The 21,645-nt window shown below is 42.5% G+C and carries 23 protein-coding genes; 21 read left to right on the top strand and 2 right to left on the bottom strand.

Annotation, left to right across the window (positions count from 1 at the left end; all coding sequences use genetic code 11):
• Window positions 1-56 precede the first annotated feature (56 nt).
• Window positions 57-1,703, bottom strand: coding sequence for a fumarate hydratase (locus tag GKR71_RS04455; RefSeq protein ID WP_132496450.1), 1,647 nt, complete (start codon window positions 1,701-1,703; stop codon window positions 57-59).
• Window positions 1,704-2,519: 816 nt separating this feature from the next.
• Between GKR71_RS04455 and potA the strand changes: the two genes are divergently transcribed.
• The 4 genes from potA to potD all read left to right on the top strand — a co-directional run bounded on the left by potA (window position 2,520) and on the right by potD (window position 6,448).
• Window positions 2,520-3,629 carry a spermidine/putrescine ABC transporter ATP-binding protein PotA gene (potA, locus tag GKR71_RS04450; RefSeq protein WP_108479516.1) on the top strand — a complete coding sequence of 370 codons (1,110 nt, stop codon included), beginning with the start codon at window positions 2,520-2,522 and terminating at the stop codon, window positions 3,627-3,629.
• On the top strand, window positions 3,616-4,479 hold the full coding sequence (gene potB / locus GKR71_RS04445; RefSeq protein ID WP_036949234.1) for a spermidine/putrescine ABC transporter permease PotB: 864 nt from the start codon (window positions 3,616-3,618) through the stop codon (window positions 4,477-4,479). Before potA ends, potB begins: the two co-directional genes overlap by 14 nt.
• Window positions 4,476-5,279 (top strand): spermidine/putrescine ABC transporter permease PotC, encoded by an 804-nt coding sequence (potC, locus tag GKR71_RS04440; RefSeq protein ID WP_036949236.1) that lies wholly within the window; start codon window positions 4,476-4,478, stop codon window positions 5,277-5,279. Before potB ends, potC begins: the two co-directional genes overlap by 4 nt.
• 119 nt (window positions 5,280-5,398) lie before the next feature.
• Window positions 5,399-6,448 carry a spermidine/putrescine ABC transporter substrate-binding protein PotD gene (gene potD / locus GKR71_RS04435; protein ID WP_036949237.1) on the top strand — a complete coding sequence of 350 codons (1,050 nt, stop codon included), beginning with the start codon at window positions 5,399-5,401 and terminating at the stop codon, window positions 6,446-6,448.
• 70 nt (window positions 6,449-6,518) lie between these two features.
• Here potD and GKR71_RS04430 read toward each other — a convergent pair whose 3' ends face one another.
• Window positions 6,519-7,076: an NADPH-dependent FMN reductase gene (locus GKR71_RS04430; protein WP_036949238.1), complete on the bottom strand. Its 558-nt coding sequence runs from the start codon at window positions 7,074-7,076 to the stop codon at window positions 6,519-6,521.
• 316 nt (window positions 7,077-7,392) lie between these two features.
• Here GKR71_RS04430 and GKR71_RS04425 point away from each other — a divergent pair, with 316 nt between their 5' ends.
• The 17 genes from GKR71_RS04425 (at window position 7,393) to GKR71_RS04345 (ending at window position 21,562) form a co-directional block, all read left to right on the top strand.
• Window positions 7,393-7,965, top strand: a complete 573-nt coding sequence (locus tag GKR71_RS04425; protein ID WP_132496453.1) for a TetR/AcrR family transcriptional regulator — start codon at window positions 7,393-7,395, stop codon at window positions 7,963-7,965.
• 42 nt (window positions 7,966-8,007) lie between these two features.
• Complete coding sequence (locus GKR71_RS04420; protein WP_154633980.1) at window positions 8,008-8,847, top strand: transcriptional regulator; 840 nt, start codon at window positions 8,008-8,010, stop codon at window positions 8,845-8,847.
• Window positions 8,847-9,347, top strand: a complete 501-nt coding sequence (locus GKR71_RS04415) for a FidL-like protein (RefSeq protein ID WP_108479514.1) — start codon at window positions 8,847-8,849, stop codon at window positions 9,345-9,347. Before GKR71_RS04420 ends, GKR71_RS04415 begins: the two co-directional genes overlap by 1 nt.
• A gap of 620 nt (window positions 9,348-9,967) precedes the next feature.
• Window positions 9,968-10,246, top strand: coding sequence for a BMC domain-containing protein (locus GKR71_RS04410; protein ID WP_004249182.1), 279 nt, complete (start codon window positions 9,968-9,970; stop codon window positions 10,244-10,246).
• A gap of 16 nt (window positions 10,247-10,262) precedes the next feature.
• Window positions 10,263-10,547 (top strand): BMC domain-containing protein, encoded by a 285-nt coding sequence (locus GKR71_RS04405; RefSeq protein ID WP_006658500.1) that lies wholly within the window; start codon window positions 10,263-10,265, stop codon window positions 10,545-10,547.
• Between the two features lie 15 nt (window positions 10,548-10,562).
• A complete protein-coding gene (locus tag GKR71_RS04400; protein ID WP_006658501.1) occupies window positions 10,563-10,841 on the top strand; it encodes a BMC domain-containing protein in 279 nt (92 codons plus the stop codon).
• Window positions 10,842-10,910: 69 nt separating this feature from the next.
• Window positions 10,911-12,548 (top strand): acetaldehyde dehydrogenase (acetylating), encoded by a 1,638-nt coding sequence (locus GKR71_RS04395; protein WP_108479513.1) that lies wholly within the window; start codon window positions 10,911-10,913, stop codon window positions 12,546-12,548.
• Window positions 12,549-12,573: 25 nt separating this feature from the next.
• Window positions 12,574-12,837 carry a EutN/CcmL family microcompartment protein gene (locus tag GKR71_RS04390; protein ID WP_036949246.1) on the top strand — a complete coding sequence of 88 codons (264 nt, stop codon included), beginning with the start codon at window positions 12,574-12,576 and terminating at the stop codon, window positions 12,835-12,837.
• Between the two features lie 7 nt (window positions 12,838-12,844).
• Window positions 12,845-13,975, top strand: a complete 1,131-nt coding sequence (locus GKR71_RS04385; protein WP_154633979.1) for a 1-propanol dehydrogenase PduQ — start codon at window positions 12,845-12,847, stop codon at window positions 13,973-13,975.
• 59 nt (window positions 13,976-14,034) lie between these two features.
• On the top strand, window positions 14,035-17,466 hold the full coding sequence (gene cutC, locus GKR71_RS04380; RefSeq protein WP_154633978.1) for a choline trimethylamine-lyase: 3,432 nt from the start codon (window positions 14,035-14,037) through the stop codon (window positions 17,464-17,466).
• An 83-nt stretch (window positions 17,467-17,549) separates the two neighbouring features.
• Window positions 17,550-18,500: a choline TMA-lyase-activating enzyme gene (cutD, locus tag GKR71_RS04375; RefSeq protein ID WP_154633986.1), complete on the top strand. Its 951-nt coding sequence runs from the start codon at window positions 17,550-17,552 to the stop codon at window positions 18,498-18,500.
• 13 nt (window positions 18,501-18,513) lie between these two features.
• Window positions 18,514-18,906, top strand: a complete 393-nt coding sequence (locus GKR71_RS04370; RefSeq protein WP_108479511.1) for a BMC domain-containing protein — start codon at window positions 18,514-18,516, stop codon at window positions 18,904-18,906.
• On the top strand, window positions 18,903-19,547 hold the full coding sequence (locus tag GKR71_RS04365) for a phosphate propanoyltransferase (protein WP_036949251.1): 645 nt from the start codon (window positions 18,903-18,905) through the stop codon (window positions 19,545-19,547). Before GKR71_RS04370 ends, GKR71_RS04365 begins: the two co-directional genes overlap by 4 nt.
• A gap of 22 nt (window positions 19,548-19,569) precedes the next feature.
• Window positions 19,570-20,253 carry a hypothetical protein gene (locus tag GKR71_RS04360; protein ID WP_154633977.1) on the top strand — a complete coding sequence of 228 codons (684 nt, stop codon included), beginning with the start codon at window positions 19,570-19,572 and terminating at the stop codon, window positions 20,251-20,253.
• 52 nt (window positions 20,254-20,305) lie between these two features.
• A complete protein-coding gene (locus tag GKR71_RS04355) occupies window positions 20,306-20,719 on the top strand; it encodes a DMT family transporter (RefSeq protein ID WP_154633976.1) in 414 nt (137 codons plus the stop codon).
• A gap of 18 nt (window positions 20,720-20,737) precedes the next feature.
• Window positions 20,738-21,064: a DMT family transporter gene (locus GKR71_RS04350; protein WP_036949254.1), complete on the top strand. Its 327-nt coding sequence runs from the start codon at window positions 20,738-20,740 to the stop codon at window positions 21,062-21,064.
• Window positions 21,065-21,226: 162 nt separating this feature from the next.
• Entirely contained in the window at window positions 21,227-21,562 is a 336-nt protein-coding gene (locus GKR71_RS04345) for a tRNA-binding protein (protein ID WP_036949256.1), read from the top strand.
• Window positions 21,563-21,645 lie beyond the last annotated feature (83 nt).

Genomic DNA, 21,645 nt, shown 5'->3' with positions numbered 1-21,645 from the left:
CTACTTTAATGTGAGTAAAGTAGGCAATGATGTGGAAGATTTATCGTACTAGGTCATTATTTAACGCATTTCTTGCAGGTGTCATTCTGCACAATATCAAAGAAGTTATTACCTTTATCATCCACCAGAATAAAGGCAGGCAACCCTTCCACTTCCATTTTCCAGACCGCTTCCATACCTAACTCTGGGTATTCGAGGCAATTTAAGCTCTTCACGAATTCTTGAGCCAAAATAGCCGCGGAGCCGCCAATGCTACCAAGGTAGAAACCGCCGTGTTTTTTACAGGCGTCAGTCACGGCTTGGGTACGGTTACCTTTTGCCAACATTAACATACTACCGCCATGGGATTGGAATAGGTCAACGTATGGGTCCATACGGTTACCCGTTGTTGGGCCTAAAGAACCCGACACCATATCTTCAGGTTTTTTCGCAGGACCTGCGTAATAGACCATATGATCTTTAAAGTATTGTGGTAAGTCTTCACCATTATCTAAGCGCTCTTTGAGTTTGGTATGGGCGATATCACGAGCGATGATCAGTGGACCACTGAGGGATACACGGGTCGATACAGGGTGTTTACTCAACTCGGCCAAAATATCTTTCATTGGGCGGTTGAGGTCGATATGAACTACGGTTCCTTCTGCCTGATGGCGCATCGATTCAGGGATATATTGTGCTGGGTTATGCTCCATTTTCTCCAGCCACAAGCCGTCTTTGGTGATTTTTGCTTTGATATTGCGGTCAGCAGAGCAAGAAATGGCTAAACCGATCGGGCAAGAAGCACCATGGCGAGGCAAGCGAATAACACGCACATCGTGGGCAAAGTATTTACCACCAAATTGCGCACCAAAGCCGAGATGGCGTGACGCTTCTAATAACTCATTTTCTAGCTCAACATCACGGAATGCACGACCATACTCATTACCTGTCGTTGGTAGGTTATCATAGTATTTTGCCGAAGCCAGTTTGGCTGTTTTCAGCGTGGTTTCTGCGGAAGTGCCGCCGATAACGAATGCGATATGATACGGTGGGCAAGCAGTTGTCCCTAAGTTTCTCATTTTCTCAACTAAGAAGTTTTTCAACTTAGCCGGGGTCAGTGTTGCTTTAGTTTCTTGATAAAGGGCAGATTTATTTGCAGAGCCGCCACCTTTGTTAACAAACAAGAAATGGTATTCATCACCCGTGGTGGCAAAAATATCAAATTGTGCGGGCAAGTTGGTGCCTGTATTGACTTCGTTGAACATATCCAGCGGGGCATTTTGCGAAAAACGCAGGTTTTCGTGTTGGAAAACGTTATAAATGCCTCGAGAGAGGTATTCTTCGTCATCACAGCCAGTCCAAACTTGTTGGCCTTTTTTCCCGACGACGGCAACGGTTCCCGTATCCTGACAGTTTGGCAGAACACCTTTCGCAGAAATCTCGGCGTTACGCAGTAATTGCAGGGCGACATACTTGTCGTTTTCACTGGCTTCTGGATCGTGCAAAATCGCGGCGACTTGTTTTTGGTGGGCAGGTCTTAAAAAGAACTGGGATTCGTAAATTGCATGTTCAGCAAGAAGGGTTAAAGCCTCTGGCTCAATTTTTAACATTTGCTTCCCAGCAAATTGTTCTACAGAAACATATTTATCAGAGACTTGGTAATATTCGGTTTTATCCTCAGATAGCGGATAAGGTTCTTGGTAAAAAAACTCTTTATTAGCCATTTTGCTCACTCACATATTAATTTTAGCGGAAAATATAAGAAATAAATTATTTATAGGCTTTTTGTTCTAAATGCCGCTTGTTTTGTCAGGCGGGATAATCGTTTATAGGGATAATAGTCTGAATGCAATTAGAATAATTACCCATTATATTCAAAGGGATGTAAAAGAAAATATGACTTTGGTTAAACTTTGCCAAGAAACTAATATTCAAATTCAAAGTATGAAGCTAATCACATAAATTAATTATGGGTATTGGGTTTAACTATTTGTTATTCATGTTATCGAGGGGCAGTTAATTTAGATTTTATGCATTCAATTTTTCCATAAATACTCTAATAGGTTAGCGGATTAATTGATCATTTATGGTTGGTTAGCATTCTAGAAATAATAAATAAAATACAGAGTGAAAATAAAAGGAAAGTGGACTTTTATTATTACTTGGGTAAGTTATCTTAATCGATAGTTTGGTTTGGTTTTTTATTTAACGTATTGAATTTAATATTCTTTTAATGTTTCTTTTATTTCTGGTTCTATAATGAAAAATGATAGATAAGCACAAAGCTATGAAAAATATGGCTATGTCACTTATTTTTATCATAAATCACTTTTATTTGTTTTAAATTCATAGTGAAAGGCAAACAAAGTGTTGAAAATGGCTTTCAATTTTCATTAACAGTGTTTATTATGCAGCCCTTATTGTTTTATTAAAAATGGCGCTACTGGTTTTGGGCTTTGCTGGGGTTCTCCTGGGGGCTTAACAGTCTTTAACGGTGGCGGTTCTATCTGCATTATTCCTAGGGATAGAGTGTATTATAAATGACTGAGACAACTTCTCTCACACCACTCGTCGAATTAAAATCTTTAAATAAAGGTTTTGATGGCAAACAAATTATTTCTGAGCTTGACCTCACGATCCGAAATGGGGAGTTTCTCACCATTTTAGGGCCTTCTGGTTGCGGTAAAACGACGGTTTTACGTCTGATTGCTGGATTAGAAGATGTGGATGACGGTCAAATTATTCTTGATGGTCAGGACATTACAGATATTCCTGCGGAACAACGTTTCGTGAATACTGTTTTCCAAAGCTATGCATTATTTCCACACATGACCGTATTTGAAAATGTGGCATTTGGTTTGCGCATGCAAAAAACACCCAAAGCGGACATTCAAAAACGAGTGGAGCAAGCCTTGCATATGGTGCAATTGGCGGATTTTGCAGAGCGTATGCCGAACCAGCTTTCAGGTGGTCAACAACAACGTGTGGCAATTGCGCGTGCGGTTGTCAATCGTCCCAAGGTTCTGTTGTTGGATGAGTCTTTATCTGCGCTGGATTATAAGCTGCGTAAGCAGATGCAAAATGAGCTGAAAGCCTTACAGCGCAAGCTGGGGATTACGTTTATTTTTGTGACTCATGACCAAGAAGAAGCACTGGCCATGTCTGACCGTATCATTGTGATGCGTGAAGGGAAAATTGAGCAAGATGGTACGCCGCGTGAAATTTACGAAGAGCCGAAAAACCTGTTTGTTGCTCAATTTATCGGTGAAATCAATATTTTTGATGCAAAAGTGTTGCATCGTATTGATGAACAACGTATTCGTGCTAACGTTGAAGGGCATGAATGTGATATTTTCACCGATTTACCGGTCACAGAAGGTCAGCATTTAAACGTCTTATTGCGCCCTGAAGATTTACGCGTTGAAGAAGTCAATGACGCCGATAATCACCCAGGGCTGATCGGTTACGTGCGAGAACGTAACTATAAAGGTATGACGTTAGACTCAGTGGTTGAGATGGAAGATGGCAAAATTATTATGGTCAGCGAGTTCTTTAACGAAGATGACCCTGATGTCGACCACTCCCTTAACCAAAAAGTTGCTGTGACTTGGGTTGAAAGCTGGGAGGTAGTTCTGGATGATCATTCGTAAGCATAAAATCTTGCAGAATGTGATTATCACGGGCGTCGTCGCTTGGCTGTTACTCTTCGTCTTTCTGCCAAACTTAATGATCATTGGCACCAGTTTCTTCACGCGCAGTGATACGAATCTGGTGGATCTGGTGTTTACTTGGGACAACTACATCCGTCTGTCAGACCCGATGTATGCCCAAGTGATGCTGCATTCGTTGAATATGGCGTTGATCGCCACTTTCTTCTGCCTTGTGATCGGCTACCCCTTTGCGTTTATTTTGGCGAAGCTGCCTAAGCGCATCCAACCGCTGATGCTATTTCTGCTGATTGTGCCATTTTGGACCAACTCATTGATCCGTATTTATGGCTTAAAAGTGTTTTTAAGTACCAAAGGGTATTTGAATGACTTTTTGCTGTGGATTGGCATTATCGATAAGCCGCTGAAATTGATGTATACCCCAGAAGCGGTGGTATTGGGCTTAATCTATATCTTATTGCCATTTATGGTGATGCCGCTCTATTCCAGTATTGAAAAGCTGGATAAATCCTACTTAGAAGCGGCGCGGGACTTGGGCGCCAATAAATGCCAAACTTTTGTGAAGATTATTATTCCATTGACCATGCCGGGAATTATTGCGGGCTGCTTATTAGTGTTGCTGCCAGCTATGGGGCTGTTCTACGTGGCGGATTTAATGGGCGGGGCGAAAAACCTGCTGATTGGTAACGTCATTAAGAGTCAGTTCTTGAATATTCGCGATTGGCCGTTTGGGGCTGCAACCAGTATTTTCCTCACGGTGATGATGGGGCTGCTGCTGTATGTGTACTACCGAGCTGCTAAGCTTTTGAATAAAAAGGCGTATGAAGAATGATAGGACGTATTTTGCGTGGTGGCTTTATGACCACCATCTACGCGTATCTTTATATTCCAATCATTATCTTGATTGTGAACTCATTCAATGAATCGCGTTTTGGTATTCAGTGGCAAGGTTTTTCGACCAAATGGTATGAGTTACTGAGCAATAATGACAGCCTGCTTGAAGCCGCAGGGCATTCATTGACCATGGCGGTACTTTCAGCGACGTTTGCGACCATTATCGGCACATTAACCGCTGTTGCTCTCTTTCGTTATCGTTTTAGAGGCAAGCCATTTGTCGGCGGAATGCTGTTTGTGGTGATGATGTCTCCCGATATTGTGATGGCAATTTCATTGCTCGTCCTGTTTATGATCCTTGGCGTCTCATTAGGTTTCTGGTCGCTGTTATTTTCACATATCACCTTCTGCCTGCCTTTTGTGGTGGTGACGGTATACGCGAGATTGAAAGATTTTGATGTGAAAATGTTGGAAGCGGCGCGGGATCTCGGGGCGGGGGAATTTACCATTTTACGGAAAATCATTCTGCCATTAGCGCTGCCTGCGATTGTCGCAGGGTGGCTGCTGAGCTTTACCTTATCAATGGATGATGTGGTGGTTTCTTCCTTTGTGACGGGACCAAGCTATGAAATCTTACCATTGAAAATCTACTCAATGGTAAAAGTAGGGGTCTCCCCAGAAGTGAATGCACTGGCAACGGTCTTGTTGCTGATGTCGCTGGTTTTGGTTTGTTTAAGCCAGTGGGTTATGCGCGATAAACACGGTAAAAATGCTGTCGCGAAGTCATCAAAACGTTAAGTTGTACTTGGTGGGTGTCATTTGGGCACCCCATCTTTCCATGCCATCAGGCGAGAGGGTAGGCTTTAACTGAGCCTATGAAGATAGATAAAAAGCACTTTGTTGAGGGAAAATCAGTGATGAAAAAATGGTCCTATCTGCTAGCCGCAGGTTTAATGGCTGCAAGCATTGGCACGGCAACTGCCGCTGACGATAACAAAAACGTACTGTATTTCTATAACTGGACAGAATATGTTCCCCCCGGTTTATTAGAGCAATTTACTAAAGAGACTGGGATCAAGGTGATTTACTCCACCTATGAATCCAATGAAAGCATGTACACTAAATTGAAAACCTATAAAGAAGGGGCTTACGATTTAGTGGTGCCATCGACTTATTTTATCGACAAAATGAGCAAAGAAGGCATGCTGCAAAAGATTGATAAGACAAAACTGCCTAACTTTAAAAACCTCGATCCAAACCTTATTCATAAAGAATTTGACCCAAATAACGATTATTCAGTGCCTTATATTTGGGGCGCAACAGGGATTGGAATTAATGGTGACGCGGTTGATCCTAAGTCCGTCACTTCATGGGCAGATTTTTGGAAGCCGGAATACAAAAACAGCTTACTGATGATGGATGATGCCCGCGAAGTGTTCCAAGTGGCGCTGACAAAGCTGGGTTATTCTGGCAATACTACGGATCCAAAGCAGATTGAAGAAGCTTATAACGAACTGCAAAAATTGCGTCCAAATATTCTGGCATTTAACTCAGACAACCCTGCCACTCCGTATATTGAAGGTGAGGTGGATGTCGGTATGTTGTGGAACGGCTCGGCATTTGTGGCAAGACAAGCGGGCTTACCGATTGAAGTTGTATGGCCAAAAGAGGGCGGTATTTTCTGGATGGACAGCTTAGCTATCCCTGCCAATGCGAAGAACGTGGAAGGGGCGCACAAGCTTATTGATTTCTTATTACGCCCTGAAATTGCGGCGCAAGTGGCGGAGTCTATCGGTTATCCGACACCAAACTTAGAAGCGAAAAAATTACTGCCTACGGAAATCGCCAATGACCCATCTCTCTACCCATCGGAAGAGGTATTGAAAAAAGGAGAATGGCAAAGCGATGTGGGGAATACTAATATTCTGTATGAAGAGTATTTCCAAAAGCTGAAAGCAGGGCGTTAATATCGATTCTGTTTGGAAATGGTCAGAGGCATCACCTTGGTGATGCCTTTTTTATATATAAAATCAGTGATTAACGCACACTATTATGGATAACAAATTTGGCAAAGTTATCTGCCCAAGGCTGCAAGAAATCCTTACTTTTTGGGGAAATAGTATCTTGCTCATCCACCATGCCGTCATACCATTTTAAATAACACTCAGGTTGATTCATCGTCGGCATATTAAGAAATGCAAGGCTATTGCGTAAATGTTGTTGGGCAATTGCGGTGCTAATATTACCAATCGAAACCCCTAATACTCCCGCAGGAATACCATCCCATGAGTTATCACCCCAAGGACGTGAACCTTGGTCAATCGCATTCTTTAATACACCTGGCATTGAGCGGTTATATTCCGGTGTTGCGAAGATAATACCGTCTGAGGCTTTGATTTGGCTCTTAAAATTAGCGACTACCGCGGGTACATTTTGATCGGCTTCTTGGTTATAGAGAGGTAAATCGGCAATGTTGATAAATTTAAAGGTGAAATTAGATGGGAATAATTTAGTGATGGCTTTAGCGACTTTTAGATTATAAGAGTCAGCACGTAAACTACCAACAACCACACCGATATTATACTGATTGGACATAATCAAAACCTCTTCTTATGTTGTGAAAATACAACGAGTTCGTATATTTTCTTTGGAATAGGAATTTCTTTAATAATTTAGCATAATAAAATTCATTAAAAATAAATTAAGTTAAATTTAATTTTATCCAATTGTAAATTGCAGGAAATTCATTGCGTTATTTGTTTATATTTTCAAATTAACTTTGTGATTTAGGGTGGCTAAAAAAGAATACTGTGACCTCAATTACACTATTCGTATTTAATTCCTCTCAATATTATCTTCATTGATACGAGTCAAAATAGAACATACCGACTGGTCGGTATTATTCATCCCCATGAACACACTCGCGCATCCAAGAAAAAAAGATCCAATCAAACGACAAGAAGAGTTGCTAAAGGCAGCTAGGATAATCGCTGGTCGAGAAGGTATTGCGGCGCTGTCGCTGAATGCTGTTGCTAGAGAAGCGGGTGTGAGCAAAGGGGGATTAATGCACCATTTCCCCAGTAAACAAGAACTTATTCATGCATTGTTTATCCAGCTATTAGACATTATGGATGTGCGTATTGCCGCCATTATGGCGAATGATTCCGATCCTTATGGGCGATTTTCTCGCGCCTATTTGCACTACGTTGGCGAGCTTAAAGACTCCGATGAAAGTTTTCAGCTCGCACTTTTATCATTGGCTATGCCCACAGAGCCAGTGTTGCGTAAATGCTGGCGTGATTGGATGTTAGGGCATCTAGCCCAAGGTGATGCATTTGATAATGGCTATTTGGGGGCTTTAGTGCGCTATGCCGCCGATGGACTGTGGTTATCTGCGTTAACGGAAGGTCCTACATTATCGAGCCAAGAGCGTAATGCCATCATTCAGCGATTAACACAAATTTCGTTTGAAGAAATGGGTTAGTTTTCCAAGGGAAAATACGTCTAAACATACAATGAGGCGATAATGAAATATAAAATCAATGCCTTCATTATTTATGATGCTGTTGATGGCACTTTATCTTTAAAAAAAGATGAGGTGGATACTCAGTTGTCTATTACGGCTAATGCACTCTTATTCTATTTGATTCAAAAAAAAGGCGTAGTTTCCCGTGATGAAGTACTTAAGGCGGTTTGGGATGATAATGGTCTGGTTTCATCAAATAGTAATTTAAATCAATATCTCAGCCTGCTAAGGAAAACATTTCGACAATACGGTATTGAAAATATTATTGTCACCGTTGCACGTGGGCGTTTAGAGTTTAATTCTGAGATTTTATTGGAATTACTCGATGAAGAGACGCTCAATACCACTCGCTTATTAAACAGTTTAAGTGAAATACAAAAAGCCGAAGTGGTTCTGGCACCTTCTTTAGAGACTAAACCTACCGAATCTCCTTCTGAAAAATTACCGCATTCATTACCAAAACAGAAACGTGAAGTTTGCTGGTATCTAGCCAGTGCGGCTTTTTTATGTTGCTCCATTTTATTGGCAACGATGAGCTATTTCTCATCTCAGCCCTCCGCACCAATGATTTTGCCAACGTTAGAACATACCAGCTGCGATGTGTTATCTAATGAAAAAATGATTAACGCTTTCGTTGCTGATAACTATGTGCAAAATTTTGATAAAGTTAGAAAAAATTTAAATTTGGCGTGTAATGATAAAGAGCGTTTTGTCTTCTTTTATGGGGATAAATTACAAAAAAATGGTTTAGGGCGCGTCTTTCTCGCTCATTGCGCTGCCAATGAATCCAACCCATTTAGTTATTGCGATAATTACTTTTATTATTCTTGGAAGCCATAATGAAAATATCGGGAAAGCTATTATGTCTCGTGAGTGCGCTGATCTTCGCGTGTGTTGTGATTTATACACAGTCAGTTGTATTGGCCAATAAAAATTCCGGTCAAATGGCGTGTTCAACCAAGGGGATTATGCGTTTTGAGAATATGAAAGATGAAAACGTTAACGGTAATATTCACTTTAATTTTGGGGCGAACGGCGAGGGCTCTATTGTTGTCGAGGGATATACGACCTCCAGCGCTGGATGGCTTTATTTACAACGATATGTCAAATTCAAATACACCAGCAAACGTATTTCGCCAACGGAACAGCACTATAATATTAGCCACTGGGAAGCCAGTGCTTCCTCGATTGATGAATCCCCTAATGTGATTTTTGATTATTTTATGCGGGAAATGTCAGATAGCCATGATGGCTTATTTATCAATGCCCAAAAACTCAATGATAAAGCGCTACTCTTGAGTTCAATTAATTCCCCTTTGTTTATCTGTACGCCTAAATAAGCGCGTGGGCTTGATTGATAGTCCATACAGCGTGGGGGCTTACCCACACATTCATTCCTATTGGTTTACTGGGCAACGTTAACTAACACGTTGATATGATTTTACTGTCTGGCAATCAGTGCTATCACGCGGTGTGCCTCGTAAAACACAGTATTCCCCTTTCTTCTTATATTCTGATCCTCCCATTTCTCATTAGCTTATGGCTCGGGCGTGAGGCAAACCACACTTATTATTGACCAAATTACCTTCTCGCATCAGCTCAATCACATCTTGTTAACCATTCCTCCAATAAACCTGTTATCCGCATTTATGGTTTTTTCTTCCACCAGATAGATACGTGAATTTTCCAGTTTATTAGCATAGAGGTGTGAATTTGCTGTCTGTTAATTATAAATTCTGGATTTTTATTCTAATTATCTTCACTTCATGGATTTATATTTTGTTTTATTTTTTGGGGATTATAGTGATTTTGAAGCCAAAAGCTGCGTTCAATTAATCACCACGCAGACTCAATTGGCATAAATGTTTACTCACAGTTAAGAGGCATCAACGTTCTGGAACATGGCTCTTAGGTGCTGCGGGTAGAGAAAAACGTAACGGCTTCCTTGGAGGAAACAACAATGGGTGATGCATTAGGACTTATTGAAACAAAAGGTTTGGTGGCTTGTATTGAAGCAGCTGATGCAATGTGCAAAGCCGCTAACGTCGAGCTAATCGGCTATGAAAACGTGGGTTCTGGTCTCGTGACTGCCATGGTGAAAGGTGATGTTGGCGCAGTAAAAGCGGCAGTAGATTCCGGTGTTGAATCTGCACAGCGTGTTGGTGAAGTGGTGACATCGTTAGTCATCGCCCGTCCACATAACGATATCAACAAAATCGTGATTAAACATAAAGCATAGCGTTTGCGGGGGAAATATGGGTGATGCATTAGGTCTTATTGAAACACAAGGACTCGTTGCTTGTATCGAAGCAGCTGATGCGATGTGTAAAGCCGCTAACGTGGTGCTGATTGGCTATGAAAATGTGGGTTCTGGGTTAGTCACCGCCATGGTGAAAGGGGATGTTGGCGCAGTAAAAGCGGCAGTTGATTCTGGCGTTGAATCTGCATCTCGCATTGGCACCGTCGTGACCTCTCTGGTTATCGCTCGTCCACATAGCGACATCCAGAAAATTGTCTCTCAGTATAAAGTCGCAGAATAAATAGGAAATTTACTTATGAAAGAAGCTCTTGGCTTAATTGAAACCAAAGGTTTAGTGGCGTGTATCGAAGCTGCTGATGCAATGTGTAAAGCCGCTAACGTCGAGCTAATCGGCTATGAAAATGTCGGCTCTGGGCTCGTCACCGCCATGGTAAAAGGCGATGTGGGTGCCGTTAATGCTGCGGTTGAATCCGGTGTCGAAGCTGCGAAGCGTGTTGGCACCGTGGTGACTTCTCGTGTGATAGCAAGACCACACAATGATATCGGCAAAATTGCGCAGCAGCACAAAGCTTAATCATTAGAAGTATTAGATAAAACAACAAATTAGTAAGTTTAATCTTTTGACTCCGGTACGGGGGAAGACATGGTTGCATTAGATAAAGATCTGCAATCCAGACAACTGGCTAGAGAGCTGGTTAGAAATGCGAAACAAGCACAAAAAATCTTTGCGACTTTTTCGCAGGAGAAAATCGACAGTATTGTTAAACACATTGCGACAGAATCTGCTCGTCATGCAGAAGAGTTAGCAAAAATGGCGAATGAAGAGACGGGTTTTGGGAAGTGGCAAGACAAGGTCCTGAAAAATACGTTCGCTTCAGTTCGTGTGTATGAACATATTAAAGATCTGAAAACAGTTGGCATCATTAATGATGACAAAATCAATAAAGTTATGGATGTGGGTGTTCCGTTAGGGGTGATCACGGCACTGGTGCCTTCGACTAACCCAACCTCAACCATTATCTATAAAACATTGATTGCCTTGAAAGCCGGTAACGCAATCGTCTTCTCCCCCCACCCAAACGCGAAAGCATGTAGTTTTAGAACGCTTGATATCGTAAAAAAAGCGGCTCTTGAAGCGGGTGCGCCAGCAGGTATCGTCGATGGCGTGACGATGCTGACACTGGAAGCGACAAAAGAATTAATGCACAGCAAAGATGTTTCTCTCATTCTGGCAACGGGTGGGGAAGGCATGGTACGCGCCGCTTATGCATCTGGCACACCAACCATCAGTGGTGGTCCTGGTAACGGTCCTGCTTTCATTGAACGTAGCGCGGATATCAAAAAAGCAGTCAGTGATATTATTACCAGCAAAACGTTTGATAACGGTGTGATTTGCGCATCAGAACAATCCATCATTGTTGAACGCTGTATTTACAACGACGTTCACCGCGAATTATTAGCCCAAGGCGCTTACTTCATGAATGAAGATGAAGCGAAACGTATGGCTTCCATGCTACTGAGAGCGAATGGCACGATTAACCCTGAAGTCGTAGGAAAAGACGCGATTACGTTGAGCCAACGTGCAGGCTTTAGTGTTCCTGCTAACACTCGAGTATTAATTGCATTACAAGACACTGTCTCACCGAAAAACCCGTATTCACGGGAAAAACTGTGCCCAATCTTAGGCATGTATGTTGAAGAGGATTGGCGTTCTGCGTGCCACCGCGTTGTTGATTTGCTGACTAACGAAGGCTTAGGACACACGCTGGTGATCCACACTCAAAATGAAGATGTTATTCGCCAGTTTTCTCTCGAAAAACCGGTTAACCGTATTTTGATTAATACGCCAGCTGCACTGGGTGGAATTGGTGCAACCACCAATATTACGCCAGCGCTGACATTAGGATGTGGAGCGATTGGAGGTGGTTCTAGTTCTGACAACGTCGGTCCGATGAACTTGCTCAATATCCGTAAAGTCGGTTATGGCGTGCGTTCCATTGATGATTTGAGACAACCCGCACCAGTGAGTGCTCCGGCTTACTCAACATCGCCAATTGCATCTACTGGGCATGGAAATCAAGCGTCTGTCAGCATTCTCGATGATGACCGTTTTCGTCAGGCTCAACCAGTAAAAGCTCAGAGTAATAGCGCTGCGGATAACCGATTTGCTAATGCAGTGAGTCATGCTGATGTTGTTGAAGCGGTTGCCACTCATGGGGATATCACGGAAGAGAATGTCGAGCAGATTATTAAGGCCGTTCTCGGACGCCTAAATAAGTAATTCATTGAGATAAGGCGGGTAAATCATGATTTTGGCAAAGGTAATAGGGCATGTTGTCGCAACGCAGAAATGCCAAGAGCTTAGTGGCAGTAATTTACTGATGATCACGGCGCTTGGCGATGATCTCAAACCGTTGAAGGACAAAACGTATGTTGCGGTGGACAGTGTAGGCGCAGGTATTAATGACCTTGTTCTGGCGGAAGAGTACTTCGCATTGAATAAAGACAAATACAAAGCTATGTCCGTGGTTGCCATTGTTGAAAAAGTGTATCGAGACGGTAGGGAGTAAATAACGCATGAACCAGTTTTTGATTAAACCAAGGGTGCAATTCGGTGCGAATGCTTTGGATTATTTATCTCAGGTTAACGCCCAGCACGCGTTTATCGTAACCGATAAAGCGATGGTGAAATTTGGGTTAGCCGACGAGGTGATTCATCGATTATCTCAACAGGGAATTTCATTTTCTCTGTATGACGATGTCGTGCCTGACCCGGAAATCTCGTCCATCGTAAAAGGCATGAAAATCATGGATAGCCAATATCCAGATTTAGTGATTGCACTGGGCGGTGGTTCGGTGATTGATGCGGCAAAAGCGGTTATTTACTCCCTATGGCATACCCGCCAAGACAGCCATAGAGCCAAACCTCATTTTGTGGCTATTCCGACAACCAGCGGAACAGGCTCTGAAGTCACGTCTTTTTCAGTGATCAAGTCTCACTCTGAGAAGTTGGTGTTGGTTGATGAATTTATGTTGCCCGATGTGGCGATTTTAGACCCTGTTTTAGTGAAGTCAGTCCCTGCCGCTATCACGGCAGATACGGGAATGGATGTGCTATGCCATGCCCTAGAAGCTTATGTTTCACGCAGTGCCTCTGACTTTTCAGATGCGCTTGCCGAGAAAGCTGTTCAGTTGGTGTTTGCTCACTTAATAGATTGCTATCGCGACGGCAGTAACTTAGTGGCTCGTGAAAAAATGCATAACGCATCGTGTATTGCAGGAATGGCATTTACCAACGCATCCCTTGGGATCACCCATAGCTTAGCGCACGCACTTGGCGGCATGTTCCACATTCCACATGGTCGCGCGAATGCGCTATTGATGGCTCAAGTGGTGGCGTTTAACGCGGGCCTGGAAGGGTGCTGTGAAACCAACGCGGCGAAGCGTTATGCCGATTTAGCCAGAAAACTTAATTTACCGGCTTCAAATATACGTGAAGGCGTTGAGAGCTTAATTATGGCAATCAACGTATTGAAAGATGAAATGAATATGCCGAAAGGCATTCACGCTACAGGCGTCAATGAAACTGATTTTAATGCCCGTTTAGGGGAAATGGTTGGACAGGCGTTACGCGATAGTTGCACTCCGACTAATCCACGGGACGTAAATGAAAAGCAGCTAGAAGCACTGTACAGACAGTCTTTTTAATAGTTAACGCTTTTTATGTGATGAATAACGAACTAGAAAGAACATCAGGAGAGGCTAACATGGCCAAATATGCTTTGACCCCACGTGTAAAAACACTGGCTGAACGTTTAAGTGCTCGCAATTGCTCAATCATTACCGAACGTGCCAACATTCTTGAAACTGTCAGAAATCAATTAACAGGGGCGCCTCAAGCGATTAAACCCGCTCAGCGTTTTTATGAGTTTATTCGTAATTTCCCCGCTTTTATTGCACAAGATGAATTGATTATTGGTAGCCAATCTTCAACACCTCGCGGTGCAATCTTCCATACGGAAGATGAAGTACACAGCCAGAGTATTTATGAGTTTTTAGCGGGGGATAGCACAATCGCCGCACCGGATTATTTAGTCGTTCTGAATGTCGGGTTTGCAGAAATTAAAAATCAGCTAGAAAATCGCGTCAGAAATATTGGTAGTGCCGTTAGCCGTAATAGTATCGATGAGGCAAACAACTGCCGTGCGGCAATTTATGCCTGTGATGCTGCTATCCATTTTGCAAACGCCTTAGCAGTAAGAGCAGAAAATCTTGCGGCCACAGAAGCTAACCCATATCGTCGTGCTGAATTACAAGAAAGCGCGGAAGTATTACGCCAAGTTCCTGCAAAACCTGCACAAACCTTTAAAGAAGCTTGCCAAGCGTTCTACCTATTACAACTGATTTTGCATTTAGAAAATGGCAGCTATGCCGTGAACCCAATGGGCTTCGACAAAGCCGTTTATCCATTCTATCAGCGCGATATTGAGCAAGGTCGATTAACTCAACAAAAGGCTTACGAGATTGTTGAAAGCTTATGGCTAAAACTGGCTGAGTTGTCAGAAGTGCGTGCAACGCGCGCCATTGATGGTTATCCAATGTTTGATGCACTTAAAGGTGGAGTCTACCTTAATGATCCGCAAGTCTGCATCAACGAACTTTCCGCGATGATGCTTTCTGCTCATGAAAATATCAGTGCAATTAATGCTGGGTTAAAAGTTCGTTTATATTGTGGTCAAGCACGCACGCAGCCTCAATATTCTGCGGCTTCAGCCAGCAATGTAGCACCAGCAGCTCAACAAGATAATGAAGTCAAAGTGATGGAAGGGTTAACGCCTCGCTTACAGCGTTTGCGTAACCGTTATTTAGAAGCGCGTCCAAGCGTGTCTATCTATCGCGCATTAGCCTTTACGGAAGTGGTGAAGAATAACCCTGGTTTACCGCCGATTTTATTACGTGCAAAAGCGTTCCGTCGTGCGTGTGAAACTGCGCCTATCTTGATTCAGCCTGAAGAGCTGATTGTCGGTCATCCATGTGGTAAAGCGCGAGCAGGTGCATTTTCACCTGATATTGCATGGTGCTGGGTGGTGGACGAGCTCGATACAATGAGCACCCGCCCACAAGATCCATTTGTGATCTCCGAAGAAGATAAAAAAGTGATTCGTGAAGAAATCGCGCCATTCTGGGAAGGTCGTTCTCTGGATGAAATTTGTGAAGCGCAATATCGTGAAGCCGGGGTTTGGGAATTCAGCGGCGAAACCTTTGTGAGTGACTTGTCTTATCACCAAATCAATGGCGGAGGCGATACTTGCCCTGGTTATGACGTATTGCTTTTCACTAAAGGCATGAATGGCATTAAAGCGGATGCTCAGGCAAAACTGGCTGAGTTAAGCATGCAAAATCCAGATGACATCGACCGCATCTATTTCTATAAAGCCTCAATTGAAACCTGTGAAGGTGTGGTGGCTTATGCTCATCGTATTGCTGAACATGCTCGTGAACTGGCTTCTAAAGAGACAGATCAGAAACGACGTGAAGAGTTACTGACAATTGCTCAAGTGAACGAAAATGTACCGGCGAACCCTCCAAAAACATTGCAAGAAGCGCTGCAAAGTATTTGGACTGTGGAGTCCTTGTTTGAAATTGAAGAAAACCAAACAGGATTATCATTAGGTCGTTTAGACCAATACTGTTTCCCAATGTATGAAAGCGATATTCAATCTGGTCGTTTAACTCAAGACGAAGCACTGGAAATGATGCAGGCGTTTATCATCAAATGTGCGGAATTAATGTGGATGTCCAGTGAGCTGGGCGCTAAATATTTCGCTGGATATCAGCCATTTATCAACTTAACTGTGGGTGGTCAAAAACGCTCGGGTGGTGATGCGTGTAACGATTTAACGTACTTAATTATGGATGCAGTCCGTTTCGTTAAAGTTTACCAGCCATCATTAGCATGCCGTATTCATAACCAATCTCCACAAAAATATATGGAAAAAATCGTGGATGTAGTGAAAGCCGGTATGGGCTTCCCTGCCTGTCACTTTGACGATTCCCATATCAAAATGATGCTGCGTAAAGGCTTTGATTTTGAAGATGCTCGCGACTATTGCTTAATGGGCTGCGTGGAACCACAAAAATCAGGTCGAATTTATCAGTGGACATCAACGGGTTACACCCAGTGGCCAATCGCCATTGAGTTTGTTCTGAACCGTGGTCGGATGGTGCTGTTTGATAGCCACCAAGGTTTAGATACCGGGGATCTGCGTAACCTGAAAACCTTCGAAGATTTCGATAATGCTGTGAAAGCGCAAATTGCCCATATTGTTCGCCTGTCGGCGATTGGTACGGTCATCAGTCAGCGTGTTCACCGTGATGTCGCGCCAAAACCATTGATGTCTTTGCTGGTGGAAGGTTGTATGGAGAAAGGAAAAGATGTTGCGGCGGGTGGTGCAATGATTAACCACGGTCCGGGGCTGATTTTCTCTGGTCTAGCAACTTACGTTGACTCAATGGCGGCTATTCGCAAAGTGGTTTATGAAGAGGGGCGCTATACCTTAGAGCAAGTGCGTGATGGTCTGCTTGCTAACTTTGAAGGTTATGAAGAGTTACGTCGTGATTGCCTGAATGCACCTAAGTTCGGTAATGATGACAACTATGTCGACCAATATGCATTGGATATTACTGAATGGACGGAACGCGAGTGCCGTAAGTACGACATGCTGTATTCCACATTGAGTCACGGCACATTATCCATTTCTAACAACACACCGATTGGCGAGCTAACCGCAGCGACTGCGAATGGTCGTTTAGCGTGGATGCCGTTGTCAGATGGGATCAGCCCAACTCAAGGGGCAGATAAACAAGGTCCAACGGCAATTATTAAATCCATCAGTAAGATGAACGTGGAAACGATGAACATCGGTATGGTGCATAACTTTAAGTTCTTAAAAGGCTTATTGGATACACCAGAAGGTCGCAATGGGTTAATCACGTTGTTAAGAACGGCATCTATTTTGGGTAACGGTCAAATGCAGTTCAGCTACGTTGATAACGAAATGCTGAAAAAAGCACAGCAAGAACCTGAGAAATATCGTGACTTAATCGTTCGTGTTGCTGGCTACAGTGCTTACTTCGTTGAGTTATGTAAAGAGGTTCAGGACGAAATCATCAGCCGTACCGTGATTGAGAAATTCTAAACCAAATCTGGGTGGGGATAGGCTGCTATTCCCACCGTACATAATAAAAACAATAAGTTTGAAACTGTTTTGGAGATGCAATGATGAACACAGCGGCAGAAATCAGAGGGCGGATATTTAATATCCAGAAATACTCAATTTATGACGGTGATGGCATTCGAACCCTGATCTTTCTTAAAGGATGCAATATTCGTTGCCCTTGGTGCGCTAACCCTGAAGGGCTAAGTAGCCAGTTCCAAGTGATGTTTTACCACGATAAATGCGTTGGGTGTGGGAAATGTGTGGATGTTTGCCCTGCGGGGATCCATTACATGACCACCAATGAACAAGGGGAAGCAGTCCACCGCGTGAATCGTAGTATTGACTGCATCGGTTGCCGCAAATGTGAGGAAGTGTGCATTTCTGATGCGCTAGACATTATGGGAAAAGATGTCACGGTCTCTGAAATGATGGAGATCATCATGCAGGACTACGATTTTTATATTTCCTCTGGTGGTGGTGTCACGATTGGTGGCGGTGAAATGAGTTTACAGACAGATTTTGCCGTTGAGCTTTTGCGTGAATGCAAAAAAATGATGATCAATACGGCGATTGAAACACAAGGTACAACGTCATTAGCGAATTATGAAAAGTTAGCCGAAGTTGTCGACCTATTCCTGTTTGATGTTAAACATATCGATACCGTTGAGCACAAAAGCCTGTTTGGTATTGGTAATGAAAATGTGCGTCGTAACCTCGAAAGATTAATGGAACTAGGGGCAAATGTGGTAATGCGTATGCCTTTAGTTCGCGGATATAACGATTCTTTTGATGCAATAACAGGCGCAATTGAATACGCCATGGAATTGTCGAAACGCGGCAATTTAAGTCGAATTGATATTCTGCCTTATCACCAGCTTGGTCGCGGAAAATACGACAAACTCGACATGATTTATCCCATCAAGAAAGACCCAACCTACAGCGCGGAAGAGTTAGATCAATTAGAGGCTTTCTTTAAAAAATTCGATTTCGATATTCGACTGGTTCGTCACTAAGTAGGAGAAAAAAATGAAAAGTTTAGGCGTCATTGAGACTTACGGGCTGACATCAGCAATACAAGCTGCGGATGCTGCATGCAAAGCGGCGAGTGTCGAGATTGTTGGCTACCGTAAAATCGGTTCTGGCTTAGTTTCTGTTTGTTTTCAAGGGGAAATTAGTGCAGTAAGAACCGCCGTTGATCATGGTGCATCGGTTATCAGCCATCAAGACCTATTAAAAGGCACATTAGTCATTGCTCGCCCAGAAGAGCGAGTGATCACCCAGCTGTTATCCACTAAGAATAAAGCGAGCGAAGAAGAGAACAATGTTGAAAAACCGGCCGTTGAGGCGCCTGTGACGATGACTGTCGAGACTGCCGTTGTGGAGCCAAAAGCTGACGTGCGTAAAGGGAAAAAATCATGATAAACCAGCAGCTGATGGGAAAAATTCTGTCTCGCTTAGCTATGTCAAACCCAGCCTCAATGATTGATAGCCCCATAGCTATCCCTGTGGGTGTTTCGAACCGTCATGTCCATCTTTCGCAAGAAGATGTTACCGCGCTTTTTGGTGAAGGCTATCAACTGACGCCATTTAAAGATTTGAAGCAACCTGGTCAATTTGCGGCAAAAGAGTGTGTGATGGTGGTTGGACCTAAAGGGTCGATCAGTAAAGTACGAGTGTTAGGACCAACACGACCAACCACTCAACTGGAAGTCTCGAAAGCAGACTGTTTTGCATTAGGTATTAAAGCGCCAGTGCGTGAATCTGGAGATTTAAACCAATCGGGGAGTGCGCTGTTAATCGGTCCTGCTGGGCACGTTAATCTTTGTGAACAAGTCATTTGTGCTCAGCGCCATATCCACATGAATTTAATGGATGCAAGGTCGCTAAATGTCTCCAATGGACAGCGAGTATGTGTTCGCACTGAAGGGGAACGTAGCCTCGTATTTGATGAGGTGGTTGTTCGAGTGGATGCAAGGTTTTCCCTGGAATTTCATATTGATACAGATGAAGCAAATGCGGCAGGGTTACGCAACAGTGACAGCGTGTTTGTTGTCAGCTAAGGACTAAACGAGCGGTGGCAATATGAACGAAAAAATGATTGAGCAGATAGTATTACAGGTACTGCAACGGCTGAAACGGCGAGTATTGGTGTTATTGTCACCAAGCCAAGATTATCAACAGGCGGTTTATCAGCGTTTATTGCAGTTACCTTCAATGTCTTTTTCTTTCTATGCCACCAAGGAGATGCTAACGCAATCGACGATAAATCAATGGAAAGAAATTGGGCAATGTTTTGATATTTATACCTTTAATATGGAAAAATTCGCAGAGTTTCATGGGGTTTTTCTCCCTTTTATAGGAACTAAAGTACTGAATGAAGTTGTGAATGGCTTGGCAATTAGCGAAGAGAGCGAAATTATTATCCAAACACTTTCTCGAAATATTCCTATTATGGCATTGAAATATCATTGCTGCCCTGACAGTGATTTGAACCAAATATTAGGTTTGAATAAAAATGAACATTATAACCGCCTTATTAAAGAGAATATAAATAAGGCTATCTCATTAGGTATTCAATTCGATACATTTAATAATATTGAAAACAAAATGCTCATTAAAAATGATGAGATATCGAGTGAAAATAAAATAAACCAGAATCGCTATATTACTTTGAGAGAAGTAATGAATGACCCAAAGGAATATTCCCTAAATAAAAATAAATTAACAGATTCGGCAATGGATTATTTAAAGTCTCTAAAAAAATAAATTTTATTTCAATTTAATATTTTAAACATCTATCTATGTAGGAGTATTATCTATGTCTTCTAAAGCAAAATCATGGCTTTGGATGCTAGCGGTTATTATTTCTGAAACCTCAGCAACATCCACATTGAAAATGTTCGATAATAGTGAAGGAACAACTAAATCATTATTATTAGGTCTGATAGTGATTCTTTATGTTATCTGTTATTACTCTCTTTCCCGCGCAGTAAAATATATTCCAGTTGGGTTAGCATATGCGACTTGGTCAGGTACCGGTATTTTGATGGTGTCAACTTTAGGTATGTTGTTTTATGGGCAGCACCCAGATATGGCAGCAATGATTGGAATGGGGATTATTGCCTCTGGGATCGTGATTATGAACCTGTTTTCTAAAATGGGCTCGGATGAGGCGGAACCGGCTGAAAATTCGGATGCGTCACTGTCTTCAACCAACAAAGTTGCTCATTAATAAGAAGAGAGAAATATTATGTTTACTGGATTTTTATGGTTGGCATTATCAATTGGTTCAGAAATCACGGGTACATCGATGATCAAAAAAACCAATAGCTTTAGCAAATTAGGCCCATCAATTTTAGTGATTGTGGCTTATTGCCTGTGCTATTTCGCGTTAACACGTGCAATGGGGTATATCCCTGTTGGGGTTGCGTATTCTTTATGGTGTGGGTTTGGTATTGTCGGTGTGACGTTAGTTTCGATGATTTTATATAAACAAAAACCAGACGTACCAGCCGTCTTCGCGATGGGATTAATTATCTCCGGCGGCATCATTATGAATACTTTTTCAAATATGTAACTTCACGTTTTATCTCTCTTGTACCCATTGATTATTGCCTGCCATTATCAGGTGATAATCAATGACTGTTTCACAACATAAAATGAATGTTTGACGCTAAGAGCCGCTATCTATCCTATGTTAATTTAAGCCATTACCATCGTTTAATTTAGGAATAAAGATATGCAAATTATTGAGTGGGACGACTTTACGAAAGTGGAAATGCGTGTTGGTACGATTATTCGTGCAGAAGTAAACAGTAAAGCAAAAAAGCCCGCTTATGTGATGGAAGTGGATTTAGGGGAATTGGGAGTTAAGTGTTCAAGCGCTCAAATTACCGTGCATTACACCCCTGAAAGTTTAATTGGTAAACAGGTTTTATGTGTGTGTAATTTTGAAGTTAAACGTATTGCTGGCATAAAATCTGAAGTGTTAATTACAGGTGCTCCTGATGAAACAGGTGCAATTGTATTAGCTGAATTTAATCTACCTGTGCCGAATGGTTCTCGCCTAGCTTAAGCCGTAAGGCGCATACCATAGACAAACCCATCAGGTTTGGAAATGGCTCGTTTGGGTTGTAAAATTAACGAGGAAAATCAATT

The sequence above is a fragment of the Providencia sp. wls1922 genome (assembly GCF_009706505.1).
GTDB classification, from domain to species: Bacteria; Pseudomonadota; Gammaproteobacteria; order Enterobacterales; family Enterobacteriaceae; genus Providencia; species Providencia lanzhouensis.
This window is presented reverse-complemented; position numbering and strand designations above follow the sequence as displayed.